Genomic DNA, 22,851 nt, shown 5'->3' with positions numbered 1-22,851 from the left:
ACCATCCAAAAAGTTAAAGCTCGACGGTCACCGAAGCGGGATCCTCCCCTACCAGTTCGGCCAGCATGGGAAGTGCCACGGTGAGCGTCTCGAGAATCGTTCCGTTGTTGGAGAAACCGGCGGCAGCGGGATGTCCGCCTCCGCCAAAGGCAGCAGCGATCTCGGACACGTTGAGGTCGCCCTTGGAGCGCAGGTTGCCGCGCACCTTGGTATCGCCCTCAATGCCCTTCAGGAACAGGCAGACTTCGACGCCCATCACCGAGCGAACCACATCGACCAGGCCGTCGCACTCATCCGAGGTGACACCGCAAGCCTCAAGGTCACTCTGGTACGCGTAACTATACGCGACGCGCCCGTGGGCCACCGTCTTGATGCGGCCCATAACGATGGACTTGAGGTGCAAAAACTCAACGCGCATGCTCTGGTAGACCTCGAGTGCCACACGCGCCGGATCGGCACCGTGGGCAACCAGACGCGAGGCTGCATGGAACGCGGCGGCATCGGCGTTTTGGTACTGAAAACGGCCGGTATCGGTAACCAAGCCACACAGCAGGCAGGTCGCAACGCCATCACGTGCGACAATGCCGCAATTGTCCAAGAAGCGGTCGATGATCATGGCGCAGGCTGCAGCTTCGACGCGCCTCAGGCTGAGCTCGGCAAACTCCTCGCGCGCCGGATGGTGATCGAAGCACACCACATGCTTGGAGCGACGAAGCACCTCGGCGGAATTATTGAGACGCTCGACGACCGGCACGTCCACCGAGATGAACAGGTCCGGATTGCCGGTATACGCAGATGCCGGTACCAGGCGATCGGAGCCTTCCATAAAGCGGTAGATACGCGGAACCGGATCATCGTCTGCCAGCAGCAGGGCAATGTCCTTGTTAGGGAAAAACTTCATAAGCGAGAGGCCCAGACCCAACACGGAGCCCAGGGCGTCGCCATCGGGAGAAGTGTGTCCCGAAATCGCAATGGAGGACGCACCCTCGATGAGCTCGAGGATGCGTCGCTGAATATCTGCAGACTCGCACGAGGCGAGGTCGGCGGAATTAGTCATCTAAAGCTGCCTCCTGGGCGGCATCCGCTATCGGATAGCCGTCCTCGTCCTTTTCGATCGCAAGCGTGGCGGGAACGTTTTCCAGCGCACGCGTGATGCGCTCGGCCTCATCGGTCGAGCGATCGATGCGAAAATCGAGCTCGGGCGTAACACGCCAATCGAGCGAGCGAGCCAACAGGCTGCGAATACGGCCCTTAGCGCTTGCGAGCGCCTCCATGACCTCGTCGTAGCGGCTCGCATCGCACGACACGAACACACGCGCGAACGAACGGTCCACCGCGACCTCGACCGCGGTCAAAGTAACCAGGTCGAGACGCGGATCGGAAACCTCAAAGAGCAGGATATAACCGAGCTTCTCGCGAAGCTGCTCGCCCAGACGGCGGGTTGCCTGCGTTTGCTTCATAGCGCTACCCCCTACTCGGTACGGGCAACCTGGTCGATGCGGTAACCCTCGATCTGGTCGCCGGGCTTGATGTCCTGGAAATTCTCCAGGCCAATGCCGCCCTCGGAACCGCTCTTGAGGCTCTTGGCCTCGTCCTTGTAGTGACGCATCGAGGCGATCTTGCCGTTGAAGACCACGATGCCGTCGCGCACCAGACGCACGGAATCGGTCGCGGCGATCTCGCCCTCTTCGACGCGGACACCGGCGGCGATACCGACCTTGGGCACCTTGAAGGTGTCCAGAACGGTCGCGGTACCCGTGGAAACCTCGACCTCGGTGGGCTTGAGCATGCCGATACGGGCTGCGTCGAGGTCCTCGAGGCACTTGTAGATGACGTCGTAGCAACGGATCTCGACGCCCTCGCGCTCGGCGGCGGAGCGGGCCTTGCCGTCGGGACGGACGCCAAAGCCGATGATGATGGCGTTGGAGGCGTCGGCCAGAACGACGTCGGTCTCGTTGATGGCGCCAACGGCGGAGTGGATCGTGTTGATGCGCACCTCGGACTGGTCCATCTTGTCGAGGGAGTCCTGAAGGGCCTCGATAGAACCCTGGACGTCGGCCTTGATGATCAGGTTGAGCTCCTTGACCTCGGCGTCGGCGATGGTCTCGAAGAGGTTCTCGAGCGTCACATGCTTCACGCGGCTCTGCTCCTCGATGCGGGCCTTGAGCGAACGCTCGTCGGCCAGGGCGCGAGCCTCGCGCTCGTCCTCGAACACGCGGAACTCATCGCCGGCGTTGGGGACGGACTGCAGGCCCAGAATCTCGACGGCGTCGGAGGGACCGGCCTCGGTGACGGCGTTGCCCTTGGGGTCGAGCATGGCGCGGACGCGGCCGTAGGTAAGGCCGGCGACCAGCGTATCGCCCACGTGCAGGGTACCGCGGGTCACGAGCACCGTGGCAACCGAGCCGCGGCCCTTGTCGAGCTTAGCCTCGAGGACGTTGCCCGAAGCGAACGTATCGGGGTTGGCCTTGAGCTCGAGCACGTCGGCCTGGAGCAGGACGGTCTCGAGCAGGTCGTCGATACCGATCTTCTGCTTGGCCGAGATGTTGACGAACATGTTCTGTCCGCCCCACTCCTCGGGGATGATGCCGTACTCGGTGAGCTCCTGGCGCACGCGGTCGGGGTTGGCGCCCGGCTTATCAATCTTGTTGACGGCGACGACGATGGGAACGCCGGCGGCCTTGGCGTGGTTGATCGACTCGATGGTCTGGGGCATGACGCCGTCGTCGGCAGCCACGATCAGGATGACGATGTCGGTCACCTTGGCGCCGCGGGCACGCATGGCCGTAAAGGTGGCGTGACCGGGGGTATCGATGAAGGTGATCTTGCGGTCGTTGATCATGACCTGCGAAGCGCCGATGGCCTGGGTAATGCCGCCCGCCTCGCCGGCAGCGACGCCGGTGTGACGGATGGCGTCGAGCAGGCTCGTCTTGCCGTGGTCGACGTGACCCATGACGGTGACGACCGGGGCGCGCGGCTTAAGGTCGGCGGGATCGTCGTAGAACGAGAAGGTGTTCTCCTCCTCGGGGGTGATGATCTTGATCTGACGGCCCAAGTCGTCGGCAACGAGCTCGACAAGGTCGTCGGACATGGACTGCGTCATGGTAAGCGGCGTACCCAGCAGGAACAGGCGCTTGATGATGTCGTTGGCCGGAACGTCGAGCGCCTCGGCGAGCTCCTGGACGGTAACGCCCTGGGAGACCTTGATGGCGTCGAGGTCCTCGGGGTTCACGCCCTGGGCCAGCGCCTCCTCAATCTTGCGCTCTTCCTGAGCCTTTGCGGCCTCGCGCTCGCGCTTCTCCTTGCGCTTTTTGCGACGACCAGTGGACTCGCGAGAGGCCTCCTCGACGGCGGCACGAGCCTCCTCGAGCACCTTCTCACGGCTGTACTCCTCGGCCTCGCGAGCCATGCGGCTGTAGTGGTCCTCTTCGTTGTTGTGACCGCCCTTGCGCTTCTTGCCCTTGCCCTGCTTGTCGGGGTTGGGGAAGTCCATACCGGCAGCGACGTTGTTGCTGGCATTGGTGCGATGGCTGTGCGGGCGGTTCTCGGAGGCGTTGCGCTCGGAGTTGTTGTCGGAGGCGTTGCGATCGTTACGACGGCCACCGCGACGGTCGTTGTTGCCGCCACGACGGTTGCCGCGCTCGGCAGCGCGCTCGGCCTTGGCCTTCTGCTCGGCGTCCTTCTTCTCCTTGAGCACGGTCTCCTGTGCGGCGATCTGGTCGAGCAGAGAGCGGAAACGCGAACCGGAGTCGGAAGCGGGAACGGCGCGGCGCTGGGCCTCGCGGGCAGCCTCCTCCTTCTCGCGGGCAAGGCGCTCCTGCTCGGCCTTCTTCTTGGCCTCGGCCTCGGCGCGGGCGGCCTCCTCGGCAGCCTGGGCGGCGGCGAACTGGCGGCGCTCCTCCTCGCGTGCCTTCTCGGCGGCGATGCGCTCGCGCTCTGCCTCGGCAGCGCGTGCTGCCTCCTCGGCGGCAGCGGCCTGCTCCTCGGCCTGCTTGGCGGCCTCGACTTCCTGGGCGCGGGCCTCGATCACCGAGGCGAGCTGCTTGCGGACCATAGCGACGTAGGCGTCCTCCAGAGCGGAGGAAGCGGACTTAGCGGGAATCTTCATTTCGGCGAGATGACCCATCAGTTCCTTGGAGGTCATGCCGAACTCTTTGGCCAGGGTGGACACACGGACTTTTGCCATATGACTTCACCTACCCTTTCTGACACCTTGGGTGCCTAGAGACTGAACGAGCGTGGGGTATGCGCTGGGACCTGCCCGGCGCGACCGCGCGCTAGATCAGGTCCTCCGCATCATCGAAGGCGTCGGTGTCGTGGACACCGCAGAAACGGGAGCCGGGACGGGCCTGGTTGCGGCACTGGATGCCGTCCTCGGACACGAACTCGCAGCGACGGACGTCCTCGTCCTCCTCGTCACCGATCAGGTCGGCGGCGGGCTCCTCGTGAACGGGAACGTTCTTGAGGATGTCGGCGGCAAGGGTCTCGGACTTGATGTCGATATGCCAACCGGTCAGGCGCGCGGCGAGGCGGGCGTTCTGGCCCTCCTTGCCGATGGCGAGGGACAGCTGGTCGTCGGGCACGATAACGCCGGCGTAGGCCTTCTCCTCGTCGATAAGGACGCGGGTGACCTTGGCAGGCGACAGGGCGTTGGCGACATAGACGGCCGGATCGGCATCCCACAGGATGACGTCGACGCGCTCGCCACGGAGCTCGCCCACGACGGCGCGAACACGGCTGCCCTTGGGGCCGACGCAGGCGCCAACGGGATCCAGGCGATCGTCGAGCGAGTGGACGGCGACCTTGGAGCGCTGGCCGGGCTCGCGGGCGATCGACTTGATCTGGACGGTGCCCTCATAGATCTCGGGCACCTCCTGCTCAAACAGACGACGCATGAGCTCGGGGTGGGTACGGGAGATGACAATCGGCGGACGGCTGTGCTCGCCACGAACCGGCTGCAGGTTGGAGTTGGGGTCGCGAACGTCGATGATCACGGCCTTGATGTGCTGATTGTGCAGGTAGCGCTCGCCCATCGGACGCTCGTTGCGCTCGTTCTCATAACGACGCTGGTCAAAGTGCGGAAGCTCGGCCTCGACGCCCTCGCGGATCTTGACAATCGTGAAGTCGGGCGTGGACTGCAGCACGGTGCCGCTGATGAGGTCACCGATGCGGCCGGAGAACTCCTCGTAGATCTGCTCGCGGGCGGAGTTGCGCACGATGGCGTTGATCTCTGCCTTGGCGTGCTGGGCGGCGATGCGGCTCGTGTTCTTGGGGGTGACGTCGATCTCCTCGAACTCGGTGAAGTTGCCCTCCTCGTCCATGGAATCGTCGATCGGCTCCAGGCGGTAGACATAGATCTTGCCGGTGGTGCGGTCGATGGTCACCTTGGCGCCCCACTCAAGATGCAGGATCTCGGCGTAGCTCTTGGCGAGCGACTGCTCCAGGCGGTCGATCAGGTAGAGCTGGTCGATGTGCTTCTCCTGGCAAAGCTCCATCAGGGCGGACATCATGTCGGATGCTGCCATCTTACTTTCCTTCCTTCGCGGGCTTGAAGTCGTAGGTGGGCTTCAACTTGCACTTTTTAACATCAGAGAAATCGAGGGTAACGGACTCGCCGTCCTCGAGCTCGAGGGTCACGTTCGTCTCGGTCGCGACGGCAATCTTGCCGGTGTACTTACGACGGCCCTCGGTGGCGGTGGAGGTGAGCTCGCAGTCCTCGCCCACAAAGCGGGCAAAGTCGCGCGGACGGCGCAGCGGGCGCGCCATGCCCGGGCTCGACACCTCGAGCGTGTAGCTCAAAGAGATGGGGTCGAGCTCCTCAATCACATCGCCGACCCACTTGGTGTTGGCCGTGACGTCGTTGAGCGACAGGCTCTGACCCTCGGCACCCTCGATACGCACGCGCACGCAGGGGGCCTTGGTGGCACCCACGAGCTCGACGTCGACGATGTCGACATCGTACTGGGGAGCGACGGCCTCGAGCGCGTCGATAATCGCCTGCTCGGTCTTGGTCTTGACCATTGCGGCACCTCCATCCATACAAAAAAGAAGCGGGGCCGAAACCCCACTTCTTTCAATTACAACTTCATTTGCAAGCAAACTATACCAATAGCTGCGGAAACGTGCAAGCACAGTACGAATCTGCAGGTCAGCGTGCGCACAGGTTCTCCACAAGAATAGAACAATTGACCGCGGGCGCTTTGGGCAGGCAAAACAAAACGAGGGACGACCCAGCCGGATCGCCCCTCGTCTTAGAAGCATCAGCTATGCGTGCGACGTTTACTTGACCACAAGGTTGACAAGCTTGCCGGGCACGCAGATGGCCTTGACGACGGTCTTGCCCTCGGTCCACTTGGCGACGGCGGCCTCGGCGGCAGCCTGCATCTCCTCGTTGGAGGCGTCGCGGGCGACGTCGATGCGGCCACGGACCTTGCCGAGCACCTGTACGACGATCTGCACCGTGTCCTCGATGGACTCGGCCAGGTCGAACTCGGGCCAGGCGGCGGTGTAGGCGTTGCCCTCGCAGCCGAGTGCCTCATGCCACAGTTCATCGGCCCAGAACGGGCAGATGGGGGCAAGGACGCTTACGATATCCTTGGCCACGCCGTAGCACAGCGCCTTGTCACGGGAAGCGCCCTCAGTAGCATTGAGGTAGGCACTCGCGGCATTGACGAGTTCCATGACGGCCGAGATGGCGGTGTTGAACTGACCGCGATCGAAGTCCTCGGTGCACTTGGCGATGGTCCGGTGACGCTCGCGATAGAGCTTCATCGCAACCTCGTCGAGCGCGGACTTGTCGAAGGCCACGTTGGCGTCGCCGGACTGGACGAGCTGCCAAACGATACGCCAGGCGCGCTTGATGAAGCGGCTGGCGCCCTCAACGGCCTTGGGATCCCAGTCGAAGTCCTTCTCGGGCGGGGCGATAAACAGGATCGCCAGACGCATGGTGTCGGCGCCGTAGGGCTCGATGACCGAGCTCGGGGGCACGACATTGCCCTTGGACTTGGACATGGTGTCGCCGTTCTCGTCCTTAACCATGCCCTGGCACAGCAGGTTGGTGAAGGGCTCGTCCACGCTCAGCAGGCCCAGGTCGCGCAGCGCCTTGGTAAAGAAGCGGCTGTAGAGCAGGTGCAGGATGGCATGCTCGATGCCGCCGATGTAGTTATCGACAGGCATCCAACGGTCGGCGGCTTCGCGGGAGAAGGGCAGCTCGGTGTTGTGCGGGTCGGTATAGCGCAGGTAATACCAGCTGGAGCAGGTAAAGGTGTCCATGGTATCGGTCTCGCGCTTGGCCGGGCGGCCGCAGACCGGGCAGGTGGTCTCGTAGAAGTCCTTGCACTCGGCAAGCGTCTCGCCGGCACCCAGGTCCAGGTTCTCGGGCAGCGTCACCGGCAGCTGATCCTCGGGCACGGGCACGATGCCGCAGTGCTCGCAGTGGATGGCCGGGATGGGGTTGCCCCAATAGCGCTGGCGGGAAATGAGCCAGTCGCGCAGACGGAACTCGACCTTACGACGACCGCAGCCCATGGCCTCGAGGTCAGCCACGATGGCAGACTCGCCCTCGGAGTGCTTACCGCCGCGCATGCCGGTGTACTTGCCCGACTGGACCAGCGTGCCCTCGGCAGCGTGGGCGCATTCCCAGTCGACAGTCTCGGCATGGAAGGTATCGATGGTCTCGCCGCTGGCCTCGACGGCAGCGCGATCATCGTCGTCCAGGATGATCGGCACGATCGGCAGATCATACTTGCGGGCAAACTCAAAGTCGCGCTGGTCGCCGCAGGGAACGGCCATGACGGCGCCGGTGCCGTAGTCGGCCACGACGTAGTCGGCAACCCACACGGGGACCTTTTCGCCGTTAACGGGGTTCACCACGTATCGGCCAGTAAAGGCACCGTGCTTCTCGAGAGTGCCCTGGGCACGCTCGACGGCAGAAATGTGCTTGGAGTCCTCAACGATCTTGGTGACGGCCGCCTCGTACTCCGTGCCCTCGACGAGCTCGTGCAGACGGGCGTACTCGGGAGCCAGGACAAAGAAGGAGACGCCAAAAAGGGTATCGGCACGCGTGGTGAAGACGGTGATCTTGCCCTCATCGCCCTCGATGGGCTCGCCATCGGCATCGCACAGGGTAAAGTCGACCTCGGCACCCTCGGAGCGGCCGATCCAATTGGCCTGCATCTGCTTGACGCGCTCGGGCCAGCCAGGGAGCTTCTCCAGGTCATCGAGCAGCTCCTGGGAGTACTCGGTAATCTTGTAGTACCACTGCTCGAGGTCGCGCTTCTCGGGCTCGGTGCCGCAGCGCCAGCACTTACCCTCGGTGACCTGCTCGTTGGCCAGAACGGTCTTGCAGGTGGGACACCAGTTGACCGGGTTCTTCTTGCGGTAGACCAGGCCCTTTTCCCACATCTTCTCAAAGATCCACTGACCCCAGCGATAGTAGTCGGGGCTGCAGGTCTTAACGGTGCGATCCAGGTCGTAGGAGAAGCCCATGCGCCTCATCGTGGCGAGTGCCTGGTCCATGTTCTTATACGTCCAGGCGGCAGCCTGCGTGTTGTGCTTGATGGCGGCGTTCTCAGCGGGCAGGCCAAAGGCGTCAAAGCCGATGGGGTGCAGCACGTCAAAGCCGCGCATGCGGGCCTGACGGGCCATGGCATCGCCGATGGTGTAGTTGCGCGCGTGGCCCATGTGTAGGTCGCCCGACGGATACGGGAACATTTCGAGCACGTACTTCTTGGGCTTGCTGGCGTCGGTGTCGACGGCAAAGAGGTTGGAGTCCTCCCAGGCCTTCATCCACTTGGACTCAATGGCCTGCGCGTCGTAAGCAGGGATCTCATCCTTATGATCTGTGCAATCGCACATATCAGCTCCTTTAATCTTGCTGGGGTCGGACGGCTTAGCTTTATTCGCTACTGCGGACAGTCCTGCGCAAGACGAAGAGCACATTAAGTGCTCTTCTTTGCGTGCGGAACTTGTAGCGAACAAAGCTAAGCCGCCCGACCCTAAGGTTGACTCGACTGATAATAGCAAATACGACAAGCGAGATGCCTGCGACTTGCAGGCATCTCGCTTTATCTAAATAACGTGGTTGAGGCTCAACCTTTATGTGCAGGTCTTATCTTATCGATACGTTACGCTCTGTTGGGAGTCCTTGACTACGACGTCGTGGGCTCCGCCTTCGACGATCGAGGTCGAGGAGACCAAGGTCAAGCGTGCCTTTTGCTGAAGCTCAGGGATCGAGAGGGCGCCGCAGTTGCACATCGTGGACTTGACCTTGTAGAGTGTGCCGCCCACGCCGTCCTTGAGGGAGCCGGCGTAGGGAACGTAGGAGTCGACGCCCTCGACGAAGCTGAGCTTCGCGGCGCCGCCCAGGTCGTAGCGCTGCCAGTTGCGGGCACGCGCAGAACCCTCGCCCCAGTACTCCTTCATGTACTGGCCGTTTACGTTGACGCGCTCGGTCGGGCTCTCGTCAAAGCGGGCGAAGTAGCGGCCCAGCATCATAAAGTCGGCGCCCATGGCAAGGGCGAGCGTCATGTGGTAGTCGTAGACGATGCCGCCGTCGGAGCACACGGGCACGTAGACACCGGTCTCCTCGTAGTACTCGTCACGGGCGCGGCAGACGTCGATCAGCGCGGTGGCCTGGCCACGGCCGATGCCCTTGGTCTCGCGGGTGATGCAAATGGAACCGCCGCCGATACCGACCTTGATGAAGTCGGCCCCGCAGTCGGCCAAGAAGCGGAAACCCTCGGCGTCGACGACGTTACCGGCACCGACCTTGACGTCCTCGCCGTAGTTGGCGCGGATCCACTCGATGGTGCGCTTCTGCCACTCGCTGAAGCCCTCGGAAGAATCGATGCACAGGACATCGGCACCGGCCTCGATGAGCAGCGGCACGCGCTCGGCATAGTCGCGGGTATTGATACCGGCGCCGACCATATAGCGCTTGTCGTTATCGAGCAGCTCGTTGGGGTTGGTCTTGTGGCTGTCGTAGTCCTTGCGGAAGACGATGCCCATAAGGTGATCGTTGTCGTCGACGATAGGCAGGGCGTTGAGCTTGTTGTCCCAGATGACGTCGTTGGCAACCTTGAGGCTGATGTTCTTGTCGCCCACGATGAGCTGCTCGCGCGGGGTCATGAACTCGGAGACCTTCTTCTGGTGGTCATCGCGGCTGGGACGATAGTCACGGCTGGTGACAATGCCCAGGAGCTTGCCCTTGGGAGTGCCGTCGTCGGTGACCGGCATGGTGGAGTGGCCGGTCTTCTCCTTGAGCTCGATGACCTGCTCCATGGTCATGTCGGGGGTCAGCGTGGAATCGGACTGAACGAAACCAGCCTTGTGATCCTTAACGGCCTTAACCATAGCAGCCTCGGACTCGGGGGTCTGAGAACCGTAAATGAAGGACAGGCCACCCTCGGTAGCGAGCGCGACACCCATGTCGACGCCCGAGACGGACTGCATGATGGCGGAAACCATGGGAATGTTCAGGGTGATTGCCGGCTTCTCACCGCGCTTGAAGCGGGTTAGCGGCGTCTTAAGAGAGACGTTGTTGGGGATGCACTGCGAGGACGAGTAACCAGGGACCAGCAGATACTCCGAAAACGTGTGGGACTCACCGGGAAAGAACGTAGCCATGTTTCTCCTTTTTCCATGCGACCGGTCGGCTGCAGGCCTCGTAGGACCCAGCCCAACCTTGGGCGCCCAATACTGGGGAAGTATCTTAACGCACTTTGACTGCTACAATGCATGGTTTAGAAAGAGCACACGAGGGTTTGACGCAGGCTTTGCGTTTGCCCAGCAAACACTTTAGCGGGAAGACGTGGAGCACATGGAGTACAAGACGACGGCAAAGTTGGTCATTCAAGCGTGCGACAAAGATCTGCCGGGCGTGTTTGGTCACGGCTGCGTCTTGTTGCTGCAGGGTATTGCCCGCGAGCACTCGCTCAACCGCGCCGCCAAAAGCATGGGCATGGCCTATTCCAAGGCTTGGCGCATTGTGAACGAAGCCGAAGGGCAGCTGGGATGCAAACTCATCGAGCGCGACGGCGCCCGCGGATCCACGCTCACGCCTGCCGGCGAGCGCGCCATAGCGGTCTACGAGGAGCTGCAGGCCGACATAAACCAAGTCATTGCCACCAAAGCCGACGCCCTCATCGCCAGCATCAAAGAGTAGCCAATTTGGGACGGGGCCTTTTTTAGCTACCATCCAGAGCATTCTTGACTCATAGCAAAAAATGACATTGGGTAGCTAAAAAAGCCCCGTCCCAAATTAGCTACTTGCGGAGGGCGTTGTCTAGGGTGGCTGCCGCGACCAGGGGGTTGTCGGTGCCGGCGAAGAGGCGGATGGTGCTCCCCTGCTTACCTCGCGGAGCAGAGAGGCGCGTCGTTGCGCCGCCGGCGGGCGATGTGCGAAACTCCCCCGGCAAAGCATCGAACAGCTCTCCCGCGCTACGCTCAATAAGGTCAAATTCAACTGCTGGCCCAAATCCGTGCTCCAGGATTCCCGTTGCAACAGCATGGTCAGGATGCGAGCTCAGCCCGGGATAGCGCACGTTGCGCACCATTTCGTTGGCGGCCAGATACTCGGCCAGCGCACGGGCGCGGTCGAAATGCTCCTGCATGCGGGCATCGAGCGTGTCCAGCCCCCGCTCCAGCACACCCGCCTCCTCGGTAGAAAGGTCGAGTGACAAAGCACGGCAACCCGCAAACAACGCATTCGCGCACTCGGCAGCATCATCCACATGATGGCGCTTGAGCTGCGAACGCGCCACCGAAGCGGCAACGAGCTTGCGCGGAGCCTTGCCGGCGCACACGCGATCGAGCGCCTCGAGCGACAGCGCAGCACCCAGCCGCAGCGAATCGCAGCCAAAAGCCGACGCCACGGTGTTGTCTACAACCAGCAGCGCATGGGCCTCACGCGCCGCCCGACCCAGAGCGCGCAGATCGGGCACACGCAGACCAAACCCGCCGATGGAGTTCACAAACCACCACAGGTGCGGACCCTCGGCATCAAACGAAGCATCAAAGCCCTCGGACGCAGCGGCAAACGCCTCGGCGGACGGCGAGCCCACCAGCGCGACATCGCAGCCATCAAAGCCGCACGCAAACGCATCGGCAAAGTCGTCCGCAAAGGCCACCAAGCGGTCACCGGGACGCACAATCCCCAGCTGCGACAGCGCTGCCGGCACATGCGGGGCCGCAAGCAACCGCGCCTCACGCGCACCGGTCCTCAAAGCCCAGGCCTCTTCTAGCTGCTGTACGCCCATGCGATACCGTCCCTTCAAAACAAAAACCCACGATGCGGGTGTTCCCCGCATCGTGGGCAACGGCTGCAGTATAGCGCCGATAGGCGACTGAACGCCTAAATGTTGAGCGCGCGGTAGATCACGTAAGCCTAGACATTCATCAGCTGATGGCCGAGCTTGAGCGTCTTTAAACCGCTCTCCCCCTCCACGCCATCGAGCGTATTGAGCAACATATTAGTCGCCTCGACGCCGCTGGTCAGGTAGCCGTAATGCACGGTGGGAATGCCGTCCGTCAGCGCGCGCAAAAATGCGTTGTCGCCAAAACCGCTCACGCGACGCACACCCTCGCCCATGCCGCGAACCTCGTCAAGAGCGCGCAGGGCGCCGGCCGCCATAGTATCGGTCGCGCACGCGATAAACGAAACATCGGGATCGACGGAGAGCAGTTCGCGTGCAGCGCGATAGCCCGAGTCGAGCGTAAAGGACCCCTGGCAAATCAGGCTCGGATCAAGTGCCACGCCCGCGGCGCGCAAGCCGGCCTCAAAACCACGACGACGGTCATAACCGGCGGCGCGGTCTTCCTCGGTAACTCCGATGTAGGCGATCTTGCCCTCAGCACGCTTCGCGAGTGCCTGACCCAGCTCGAAAGCGGCCTCGTAATCGTCGTGATAGACGCACGCCGCGCCCTCGACATGTTGGCCGATCAACACAATGAGCACACGGCACGACTCAATCGCCCGGCGATGCTCGCCGGTAATCATAGTTGCCACCAGCACAATGCCATCGACCGGATGGTTTTGGAATAAATCGAGGTATTCGAGCTCGCGATCGGGGACGTTATCGGTATTGGCAAGAAGCATCTGGTAGCCGCGGCGGCCAAGCACCTGTCCGATGCCCGCCGTAATGCGGCTCACCGACTCGGAATTAATCTTAGGCACGATGACGCCGATGAGCTTGGTGGAACCGGTTCGCAGCGCGCGAGCCTGGCTGGATCGCACGTATCCGGTCAGCTCAATCGCCTGCTTAATGCGCTCGGCCTTGTCCGCCGAGATATACCCACCATTGAGGTAGCGCGAGACGGCGGCGCTCGAAACGCCCGCCAGCTCGGCCACATCTTTCATCTTTACCACGAGCACCCCTGTCGTTGAAATCGCTTTCACCATGATACCCGTGCGGAGCTACATGCGTGTCGCAAGACGGGACGTCACGGTCAATTTAGCTGTCGCAGCACGGGCATCGCAGGGCTTCAACTAGAAACTTCGAAATATAAATGCCGAATCAGTCAGACTACCGATTCGGCACCCCGTTACATTTGCACACAGCGGCAGGCAAAATCCAACTCGAGAACAACTTACTCACTTTGGAAAGATGCATCGCTGTCCGCTGCCAATTCCGAAGGAAGAATTGCCGGCAGCGTCAAAGCCCCCATGGGCGAAAGTCCAGTAACGACCATCAGATAGCTCTTAGCGTGACCATACGCCATGGAAATCGCATTAGAGAGAAGATAACGGCGCGCTTCATCGTCTGAAATGTCGAACGGCATTTTTGTTGACACCGAAATAGCAACCGTCACATCAGCGCGCATTTTTTCCTTTGCATCGTCCCTATCAATCAGACTGCCACACACATACAGCTTTAAGTCTGCACGCTCGCCCGCCTTGTTCCTCAATAGATGGACGTCCTGATAGCTAACGTCAACTTTTAAATCCATATTCTGGGAGGGCTCATTCTCGATATGAAAAGTTGAGTCGACAACAAACAAATGAACAACCTGAATAGGCGCAATGAAATCCTTGCTCATGCAGCCAAACCTCCCGGAATCATCTCAAAGTTCAATCGTTTCGCCGAGCAGTCGCTGTTAAATGAAGACCATTGTTCTCGGACAGAATTATTAGACGAAGAAAACGGCGCCTCATTCGAATAACTGGAAATGACCTGAGGAATGATTTTGATACCCAACGCAAGCTCAAACTTTGCGATTGTTTTCAGCGTCATGTTGGGCTGAGAATTCAACAATTTCGAAAGCGACTGAAGACTCACGCCCATACGCTTTGCCAGCTCACTTTTACTCAAGCCCGAGCGCTGCATCTCGCGATGAACAATAAACTCAATATCTAGTGCGTGCTCATAGGCACGGGTTTCGCTCGTTTCCGTTTGCGCGTAAAAGTCTGATAAATCGACCTTAACCATTACAAGTCTCCGTTTCGTAAGCGGGCAAAAAAGCCGACGCTATGACTCCAAAAGCTGCTTTGCTATCGGGGCCAACTGTTTTGCGCGTTTAATTTCTTTGGAAATATTTCCCGAGCCTTGATGGCCCTTAAACCAAAAAAGCAAAACAATCTTGTCCACGCCTTGGCAAATCGCGTAGACCATTTCTCGATTAACCCCATCAAAACCCTTGAGTTCGTATAGTCCAATCTTAGGCTCGATACATCGAAGCTTTGACGTTCCAGTGACATCCTTTAGCCCGTAATCATAGATTTTTGAAATCTGATTGATCATTTTACGGGCGGTAAACTTCGTTTTAGGATCAGACATCATCTTCTGAAATTGAGAGTTCTCAGGAGAGGTGGTTAGTTCCCAAAAAGGTCGTCCCTCGGGATCAGCATATTCGACAAGTTCATAGTCACTAACCAAAGGCCACCCCCTCCGCCTCAGATAAAACCAAATGTGGTTAACTTATAGGTTAAGTTTAGTCAAATTCAAATACAGGGCAAGCCCCAAGCCGAGTTCAAGCAATCTGCATTATTAACTCAGAAAAATGTGGGAAAGAAGCGGCAGAAACTACATTGGCAAATAAGGCCCCGCGAAGTGCCCGAACTTTTATGGTGACCAACAAAATACCTAGGAAGACGAGGGCAAGGCACGCAACCGCCCAGTCACCGTGGCCGGTCTTAGGGAGCGCGGCGGCTTGCGTTGTTGCGGGCTTGGTCTTTTTGGTGGTCTTGGTCGCAGGCGTCTTGATAGACGCGGGCGCGGGCTTGGCGTCCGACTTGGGCGACGAATCAGGCGTGGGGGGCGGGTTTTCACTGGGCTTGGTCTCATCACCGGGCTTTTCTTCGCTACCGGGCTTTGTATCCCCCGCGGGATTGCCACCGGTGGGCTCATCGATACCGGGCTGGGTCTTCCCCGCCGGCGGCTGGGCGCCTGTGGGTTCAATTACCACATGCTGAGCAACGACCCCACTGACGTCAATCACGCTGGAGCTACCAAAGGCCCCGCCCGTCGGCGACACAAACAGTGCAGACGTAAGCGAGCCGCTCTTGCAGGCAACGCCCGCGCTGGTGCCGGTCGCATCCACCCAATGGGCATCCACGACAAACCGGCCATCGGAGGCGTACACGCCAAAGAAGCGGCAGTCCTCGCCCGATCCGTCGCCAGCAGCAACAACGTGCGCGCCACCCAGCCGGGGCCCGAGACACCCGGCTCGTCGAAGGTCTGCCCCACAATGGTAAGGCTATCCACACCCGCGGCATAAGAAGGCCCGCCTAGCAAAACGCATAGGCAGGCCAGGCGAGTCTCGAAGAAGCGCGAGACGGCCTCATGCTGGAGCTGCCGCATCACGTATAGCCAACGAAGCGCGGGCGGGACGCCACCAATGGGCAACGTCCCGCCCGCTCTGCGCAATCTCATGCGCATCCAACTTGTAGAGTAAATTCATCGCTCGCGTCGATTACGACCCCAATATTTCCCTAGGAAACACACTCGATAAATCGTTAACACCCATAGCGAAAAGCACCTTTGCGCTGGCATCGTTGCTGAGCTCGTCGCTCAACTTAAGTGCATCAAGCAGTATATTTCGTCGTAACATCTTATAGTCATCCTCAGTCAGCACTAGCTCAAGATCGCTTAAAACCCCTACTAGATTGACATCGTGAGACGGAGACACCCTGGCGCAGAATAGACGTTCGTCATGCGCACAGATATTTCGAAAATCTTTAATGTGATCGTATGCAAGTCTTAGCCTACGCGGGCTGATGCGCTTATCGACTTCATGCGTCTCGGAATAAAGATCAGAAAACGACTTGGCAATGGAATTTCTCATGCTTTCTGGCTGAAACTCATAGAACTTGAATGCCTGACCAAGCATCAAATAATTCATAAGAATCCATACCGGCGTATTGTCGTGATTATTCTCATAATGCCGAATGTAGTCCCTTTTATAATCGCTTTTCCATTTTTGAGACCTACACAGCACCTTCTCGAAATCACCAATAAGCATGTCGATCTTTTTTCGATAACCAGCATCGGCACGGTAGGATCTTCTATCCAGGTATGCCTCCGGGCTATCTTTATGGGCCATTGCGAAACGATAAGAACAGACGGTTTTAAGCACTGCTTCCGCCTTGTTAAAGTATTCAAACATGAGCAGACGCAATGAACGGTCAAATTCGAATAAACGATATATATCAGAAAACTTCGTACCTTTTACGAATAGCTCGTGGCAAGAATCTCCACGCTGGTCGAGAAACAAATCCTTGTAGCCGTTAATAACCGGATAGTATCCCTCGCGTTCCAAAACTAAACGAGTATTGTTATCGCATTCGAGTCCACGGCTTTCAAGAATAGCAATCTGCTCATCAATAGATTTAAATGGTTTATCCATTTGGGCCCCTTAAACGCGAAAACCGCCTTTCGGCGGTTCCCACGGACCAAGCCGGACGTACCGTCGCAAGGCCTCATCACAAGACTTACTTTAAGGGAGAACTCCGGGTCCGTCAATCCTATGCCGCCAATCCTCCAAATCAACCTTTGGACTCATTCTTTGGATAGCTGGCAGATTATAGCCATTAATGGGCACCATGTTGACATCAAGACAACAAAAGAAGCGCTGCAACAAATCGAATAGACAGGAGTGACATGCAAGCGATCGAAAAACTAAAGACCACCGATGATTTAGGTGAACACGGAGGCGGCATATGGAAGAAATGGCCCTGGAAGGACTCCGATCATTATGAATTAATGTCCGATCTCATCCTTAAGGCTAAATACAGCATTCAAGATTTCAATTCCACTATCGGCGGGGGCTTCTTGCCCAACCCAAAGGACACCGTTTATCTTGTGGCACTTGCTACTTGGATAAAAGATGCTTCTGGCAAATTAAAGGGAACTGTCTTCGAAAAGAGATCGAAAACGATTTTGAGTTCTCTAAACAAAGTGAACTCGACGACGCGAGCAAATATCTCCAAGTTGTTCGCTCGGCAGTTATTGCCCACCCCCTCAATTCAACTAGACATCAAGATTATGGTTTTGGATCAGAAGGAAGAATCTGCATTGACATAAGAGGGAAAAGCCTACTTGATTCCTTTCCTAAGGCAGTTATTTATCGCATCACACCAAAAGGATTTTCAAGAATCAACTGCGTGGGCGATAATGACATCGCATTGATGACATGTCGCAATATCCGCAGCGCCAAAGAACAAAAAGGCAAGCTGCACTTTGAAAGATGCTGCCTCGACATGCGAGACATACGCGATTCTGCCGAGCTTTTCATTGACGCTATATACGAACTGGACCGCCACCTTGGTCGGATCAGGAGGAAGGATTTTATTAAATAGCCTCAGCTCATTAGCATAAGAGCCGATCGTTCGACCACTTCATCCTAGAAGAAACAGCCGTCACGGACAAAGACGTGCATAATACGACCCGTACCAACAATGAGCGAAGTCAACATGCGGCAGCGGGGCGAAACCGGACGTTAGCAAGAAGAAGGCGCCGGGACTCATGTCGGCCCCGGTGCCTAGGCGCAATGCCACGGTGCTGCTTCGCAATATTCAACAGTGGCTAATTAAACAAACACCGCATCCCACCAAAACGCTAGTGCCCAAGCCGTTCTAGCCAAAGAACAGCTTGGACACATTCCATGAGACCACAGCAAGAGCCGCAACCAGACCTCGCGTCAGTAGCAAACACGCTCCATACCGCCACAAATCACCCCTCCCCGTCCATGACCGTCCAACTCACGGGCTCAATACCCGGAAGAGACGTTAGGCAAGAGGGGCAGGCAACCTGATAGTTCCCGTAATTTGTCCTGCGCTGCATAGAAGCGGAGAGATATACCGCTTTGCGGGCGCGAGTGACGCCGACGTACAGCAGGCCCATTTCCTCAATAAGCCCGTCTGGCATATTCATCGCATCAACGATCCGGCATCCATACGCAGAGCGTGAGCATATACCAGCTCTTTCACACCGAGAGCAAATCCCTCCAGGCCAATCGAAACGCGTAACGCCCGGAATGAAAACGGTGTCCCACTCGAGCCCCTTAGCGGAGTGAACGGTCATCATGGAGATGCCCACATCAAGGTAATCGGAGAAACGTCGCAGGGAGCCCTCGGAAAAGATACTAACGATATAGTCGAAGCGCTCCGAAGGTCCCATCGCGACGCAGTCATTTTTAAGGTGTTTCCGCAGCGCTCCTAGAAGCATGGCATAGGACCGCCCATACTCGAACCTCTTGGAGCCAGTCAGCAGTTCATCAGAGATGGAGTCGATTATTTTGTCCGCAGTAGACCGGCTGACGCCCTTTTCTCCAGACACTGCATCGGTAATCCTGGATAAAGCAAACGCATTGAATTCGATGAACCCCCGACTTGTATCCGAGAAGAGTCCGTTGAAGTAAGAGATACCTTCTTTAGCAAGCTCTTCCATAATGAGATCGGCAAGGGCACCGCGCTTGCGAACAAGAATCGCGATCCTCCCGACACCGACTTGGATGTGCGCCGCAACCTTGGAAACAATGGCTGTCGCTTCGTCTTGCTGTGCAGCGCCAACATATATGGGAAGTCGGGGCATACCGCTGGCAATGGCACCCTTCATGTTGGAGCGAATCGCAGCACCGAGCTCCCCAACAATAGATCCCCCAGAAAACCTATGATTATGTTCGAGCTCCAGCGGCGATAGACACAAGTCGGTAGTGGCCTTTGTCTTTAAGCCTTCCATTGCGCCAATAAAACCATAGACACGCTGAATAGGGTCGCCGAACATGCAGATTCCTGATTCATCGGAAAGCAGGCCTTTTAGAAAGATGTAGCACAGGGCATTCGTGTCCTGCGCTTCGTCGACGAGTACGACAGGAAACGCCGTCGACAGGTAGGACCTCAACTTTGAGAAATCGGCAAGCAATTCAATTGCAAGGGAAATCATTCCTGAATATGGCAAGAGACCGTTCGGTACGAATCTATCCTTAATGATCCTATTAAAAGAACGCACGCCGCGTCTCAAGTCGTCGTCTTGACCGTTCCTCATGGAGCGGAGGAAGTTGTCAACGACCTTCTTTTCATCCCAGATTAGCCTGCCGCCTCGCGAACTCAGCTCGTTAACGGCACCGTTGTCATCAACCATAGAGAGCTCGTCAACGTTTACTGATAGCGAGAGCGATCTCCAGTACCTGCGCAGCAGGGCCCAAGCAAAGCCGTGGAAGTTAGTCGCCATGACCCTGTTCTCAAAGCTCTTGGCCAAGGGGCCAGGAAGCGCCGACATAGTGGCTCCCAAATCCGTACGCATTCTCCGAGCGGCGGCGACACTGAAGGTTAGTGCCAAAATCCTTTTTGGCGGCTGGACTTCCCCAGATGCCAGCAACCAGCAAGCCCGCCCAGTCATCACTGTGGTTTTCCCGTAGCCTGCCGGCGCCTCCACGAACACCCTCTTCGAAGGCGCAAAAATCGCAGAGCGCTGTGATGCATCTCCACCACAGCGCACCTCAATCGCAGTTCTAACACTATCCCGCAAATCAGCCTGACCCATCACCATTCGAGCCCCACGGCCTTACGAATAATTCTTTCGTAACATGCGGGAACGCCATCAGAACCGAGAGCCTCTGCCAGAGCGACACCTGATGCGACATCCTTGTTCGATGAGAGCCATGCATACATAAGCGCACGCGATTTGCGAGTATCGGCGAATTCCCCGTCAAACTCCGATCCTTGAAAATCATACTCGGAGTCCGTCAGGCAAACGCCATAGACAGCGCAGGCTTTTTTCAGTGTCTTACTATTGCCCTTGATGGAAGTTGCCCTCTGAAAACGATCAACCGACTCGAGAAGTGCGATGAACGCGCTTTGATTATCGCTAGCGAAGAACGATTCAACGACCTCACCTTCGAAATCCCGTTCGGTTGTCTTTATATGGCCTCCAGAAGTTTCTTGCAGCTCATCATCATCTCTGTCGACAATGGAATAATTTGGAATCTCAAACTTGTCCAGAAGTTCGCAGATCGGCTCGACGTTCTTTTTTCCGCCAGCCCTGATAGGCACAACTCCATAATCATCCAGATCCATCCCAAGGTTGCGTGCAAAGACCGGAATGGCCCCAGACTCCGTCTGCCCCTCAAAAGCCAAAACCGACCGCGCGAAAAAAGCCTCTCGTATTGACTCAAAGTTCAGCATAAGATGCTTTTCAACCTTGTCAGACAGGTCAATATCCTTGCCGCACATGACCCTTGGAGAATCTTCGCCCTGCCCAAATCGCACGATGTTCTTATAGCCGCGAGCCAGAATGTTTGGCGAATGCGTCACCATGATCAGCTGAGCTTTGATTGAATCAATTCCGAAATAGTCCTTTAGAAGAGCATTGAATCTATCATCCTTCCCTTCGCAAATCCTATGCAAGCTCTTCGAGAGACGCCTCTGCATATACGGGTGAAGGTGGGCTTCGGGTTCGTCATAAGCCAGAACGGCATGCAGCACGCGTCTGTCATCATCATCTGAGCAAAGGCTCTCTTGAAGGCGTTTAGGCGAAAGACGCATAATGCTCTCGATTATCGAGAGCGAGGCAATAGCGAGGTACTGCAAGCCTACCCCTGCCTTTTTAAAATGAACGCCCCTCTTGTCAAGCAAGGTAACCAAACTTCCAAGCGTTCCGCCATCCGATGAATCGACGCCAGGCCTCACACCATATGATGACAGGATCGGGACGTCGCCGACGATTTCGCCGAGATCTGCAACCAGACCTTCGAGCTCGCTCCCATCCAGAAAATCGGAGACCTCTTTACCCTCCTTATCTAGATAAAGAGCGATACCTTTGGAGAGAACTTTACCGACACCTCGAGTACCATCAAACGCCAGGTCTCCCCTATTAAAGGATGCAGTCGAGTACCTGAACATGTGAACGGATCGCATCAGAGAGGGTGGAATACTTTCTCCGCTCCCTTCGGCCTTAAATTCAATTCGAGAATCCGGGTCGTCAGCAAAAGCGCAGATGGTTATAGTGTTTCCGGTCGTAGGATCGATGTCGAGCCCCGTTATTCCGATCTCGTCCTCGTCCAACTTTAAAGTTACTAGAGCCCCTGCGCGCTTTTCAATGTCAGCGAAATCCTCTTCGCTAATCGTCGCTTGATTGAAAATTGTATTGAGCAAGTCAAGCACATTCGTTTTGCCGAGGTTGTTCTCGCCGACAATATAGCTCACGTCCTCGTCAAAACTAATCGACACTCCATCGAGATTCCGATAGTTCTCAATCCTCAGTTTAGAGATCCTCATGCGTCCTCCCGACCTTTATGGTTTTATGGCTTCCAACAATCTAACACGCCTCGTGTTGTACTGAACTTGAGGCACAGCCACTTCGAGAGGCTTGTAAATCATAAGCGTAGTCCTAAGAAGGTTGTTTGCATGCACCAAACCGTCTCCTAAGGCTCCCTCCCCCAACATTCCCCAGAAAGTTCCCTGATGTTGACTGGGGTTCCCGTAAAATAAACCCCAACAAAATATGTGCGGAGTGCTGGCCTGGAGCTGCCTTCGGACCCTATTGGCTGCTCACCGAGAGGCTCCGCTATGAAACGACCCCTTTACTACCTGCTCTGCGCGATCGCGTGCGCGTCCATGGTCGGCGCGACGATGCCCATGGCGGCCATTGCGGAAGCCATCCAGCCTCCAGCAACAGCCGAGCAGCAGGCGCAAGCCGACGCCACGAACAGCGACATAGGCAAGGCTGAAGACGGCGCCAGCACAAATGCGACAGCAGATACCGTAGAGGACAGCACCGCAACATCCACCGGCACCAGCGCAGTCAACACGGAAAGCGCCAACGGCACCAATGACGACACCACCGCCGCAACCGGCGCCCCCGCCCCATCCCTCCGTGCCCAAACCAACGGCACGCCCGAGGCGATCCCCACCACGTCACAAACCACCTACGCCCACTCCGCCACCGCAAGCCAAAACGGCGTCACCTTCACCGTCTCGTGGAACGACGCCCCCGCGGGCACCGCGACGACCTTCCACGTAACCCAGACCAACGGCTCGTCCCAGGCCAAGGCGCGCATGGACGTGCCCACCTATTGGGACGGCGGCAGCCAGGAAAGCGTCTGCGACCCGTCGCGCCAGGCATGGGCCAGCTACTACAGCCTTCGGGCCCGCGCTCGCGATCGGGCCCAAAGAATCCACGTGGGACCACAATTCACTTGCATGGAGCTAGCGAAGGTGCCTATCCCAAATCAGAAATGGTAAAACCAGCAGCAGTGCGATGCAGAGGGGCGCGGCCAGCAGGGTGGCCACGCCCGAGTTGATGCGCTCGCGAATTTCTTGGGAGCTCAAGAGATGAGCTCGTTCACGCGCTTTTGCACAGACGCATAGAGGCTTCCGAGCTTCTTTGAATAGCAGGGGCGCGCCGGCGTTTGCCG

The 22,851-nt window shown here is 57.9% G+C and carries 19 protein-coding genes; 3 read left to right on the top strand and 16 right to left on the bottom strand.

Features of this window, described 5'->3' with window-relative positions; genetic code table 11:
• Positions 1–13: 13 nt before the first annotated feature.
• The 7 genes from DWW12_RS00950 to DWW12_RS00920 form a co-directional block, all read right to left on the bottom strand.
• Positions 14–1,057, bottom strand: a complete 1,044-nt coding sequence (locus DWW12_RS00950; protein ID WP_099431635.1) for a bifunctional oligoribonuclease/PAP phosphatase NrnA — start codon at positions 1,055–1,057, stop codon at positions 14–16.
• Positions 1,050–1,460, bottom strand: coding sequence for a 30S ribosome-binding factor RbfA (rbfA, locus tag DWW12_RS00945; protein WP_117629486.1), 411 nt, complete (start codon positions 1,458–1,460; stop codon positions 1,050–1,052). Before rbfA ends, DWW12_RS00950 begins: the two co-directional genes overlap by 8 nt.
• Positions 1,461–1,471: 11 nt before the next feature.
• Entirely contained in the window at positions 1,472–4,186 is a 2,715-nt protein-coding gene (infB, locus tag DWW12_RS00940) for a translation initiation factor IF-2 (protein WP_117854563.1), read from the bottom strand.
• Between the two features lie 91 nt (positions 4,187–4,277).
• A complete protein-coding gene (gene nusA / locus DWW12_RS00935) occupies positions 4,278–5,525 on the bottom strand; it encodes a transcription termination factor NusA (protein ID WP_022094169.1) in 1,248 nt (415 codons plus the stop codon).
• Position 5,526: 1 nt separating this feature from the next.
• Positions 5,527–6,021, bottom strand: a complete 495-nt coding sequence (rimP, locus tag DWW12_RS00930; protein ID WP_117854561.1) for a ribosome maturation factor RimP — start codon at positions 6,019–6,021, stop codon at positions 5,527–5,529.
• Between the two features lie 258 nt (positions 6,022–6,279).
• Positions 6,280–8,856: a leucine--tRNA ligase gene (leuS, locus tag DWW12_RS00925; protein ID WP_117854559.1), complete on the bottom strand. Its 2,577-nt coding sequence runs from the start codon at positions 8,854–8,856 to the stop codon at positions 6,280–6,282.
• 258 nt (positions 8,857–9,114) lie between these two features.
• Positions 9,115–10,626 (bottom strand): IMP dehydrogenase, encoded by a 1,512-nt coding sequence (locus DWW12_RS00920; protein ID WP_117629480.1) that lies wholly within the window; start codon positions 10,624–10,626, stop codon positions 9,115–9,117.
• Between the two features lie 193 nt (positions 10,627–10,819).
• On the opposite strand from DWW12_RS00920, the gene DWW12_RS00915 reads away from it, so the two are divergent.
• A complete protein-coding gene (locus tag DWW12_RS00915) occupies positions 10,820–11,164 on the top strand; it encodes a winged helix-turn-helix domain-containing protein (RefSeq protein WP_117854558.1) in 345 nt (114 codons plus the stop codon).
• A gap of 100 nt (positions 11,165–11,264) precedes the next feature.
• Here DWW12_RS00915 and DWW12_RS00910 read toward each other — a convergent pair whose 3' ends face one another.
• From DWW12_RS00910 to DWW12_RS00880, 7 genes are all read right to left on the bottom strand, one after another.
• Positions 11,265–12,257, bottom strand: coding sequence for a PLP-dependent transferase (locus tag DWW12_RS00910; protein ID WP_158564337.1), 993 nt, complete (start codon positions 12,255–12,257; stop codon positions 11,265–11,267).
• Positions 12,258–12,385: 128 nt separating this feature from the next.
• A complete protein-coding gene (locus DWW12_RS00905; RefSeq protein WP_233544198.1) occupies positions 12,386–13,357 on the bottom strand; it encodes a LacI family DNA-binding transcriptional regulator in 972 nt (323 codons plus the stop codon).
• A gap of 230 nt (positions 13,358–13,587) precedes the next feature.
• Positions 13,588–14,037 carry a hypothetical protein gene (locus DWW12_RS00900; protein ID WP_055251170.1) on the bottom strand — a complete coding sequence of 150 codons (450 nt, stop codon included), beginning with the start codon at positions 14,035–14,037 and terminating at the stop codon, positions 13,588–13,590.
• Positions 14,034–14,426 carry a helix-turn-helix transcriptional regulator gene (locus tag DWW12_RS00895; RefSeq protein WP_117786888.1) on the bottom strand — a complete coding sequence of 131 codons (393 nt, stop codon included), beginning with the start codon at positions 14,424–14,426 and terminating at the stop codon, positions 14,034–14,036. The genes DWW12_RS00900 and DWW12_RS00895 overlap by 4 nt, the downstream gene beginning before the upstream one ends.
• Positions 14,427–14,465: 39 nt before the next feature.
• The gene (locus DWW12_RS00890) at positions 14,466–14,873 is read right to left on the bottom strand and encodes a hypothetical protein (protein ID WP_117786887.1); all 408 of its coding nucleotides are present in this window, start codon (positions 14,871–14,873) and stop codon (positions 14,466–14,468) included.
• A gap of 94 nt (positions 14,874–14,967) precedes the next feature.
• Entirely contained in the window at positions 14,968–15,537 is a 570-nt protein-coding gene (locus tag DWW12_RS00885; RefSeq protein WP_199570614.1) for a hypothetical protein, read from the bottom strand.
• 372 nt (positions 15,538–15,909) lie between these two features.
• Complete coding sequence (locus DWW12_RS00880) at positions 15,910–16,842, bottom strand: Abi family protein (RefSeq protein ID WP_055251177.1); 933 nt, start codon at positions 16,840–16,842, stop codon at positions 15,910–15,912.
• A gap of 254 nt (positions 16,843–17,096) precedes the next feature.
• Between DWW12_RS00880 and DWW12_RS00875 the strand changes: the two genes are divergently transcribed.
• Entirely contained in the window at positions 17,097–17,519 is a 423-nt protein-coding gene (locus DWW12_RS00875) for a hypothetical protein (RefSeq protein ID WP_055251178.1), read from the top strand.
• Between the two features lie 648 nt (positions 17,520–18,167).
• Here DWW12_RS00875 and DWW12_RS00865 read toward each other — a convergent pair.
• Together DWW12_RS00865 and DWW12_RS00860 are read right to left on the bottom strand one after the other, a co-directional pair.
• A complete protein-coding gene (locus DWW12_RS00865; protein ID WP_158564335.1) occupies positions 18,168–19,979 on the bottom strand; it encodes a UvrD-helicase domain-containing protein in 1,812 nt (603 codons plus the stop codon).
• Positions 19,979–21,712 carry an ATP-dependent endonuclease gene (locus DWW12_RS00860; RefSeq protein WP_117854550.1) on the bottom strand — a complete coding sequence of 578 codons (1,734 nt, stop codon included), beginning with the start codon at positions 21,710–21,712 and terminating at the stop codon, positions 19,979–19,981. Before DWW12_RS00860 ends, DWW12_RS00865 begins: the two co-directional genes overlap by 1 nt.
• A 291-nt stretch (positions 21,713–22,003) precedes the next feature.
• On the opposite strand from DWW12_RS00860, the gene DWW12_RS00855 reads away from it, so the two are divergent.
• Positions 22,004–22,678, top strand: a complete 675-nt coding sequence (locus DWW12_RS00855; protein WP_117854549.1) for a hypothetical protein — start codon at positions 22,004–22,006, stop codon at positions 22,676–22,678.
• Positions 22,679–22,851: the final 173 nt, after the last annotated feature.

Origin of the sequence: Collinsella sp. AF14-35 (assembly GCF_003464565.1) — a bacterium.
Lineage (GTDB): Bacteria > Actinomycetota > Coriobacteriia > Coriobacteriales > Coriobacteriaceae > Collinsella.
Note: the sequence above shows the minus strand (reverse complement) of the source record. Positions and strands in the feature narration are given on the sequence as shown.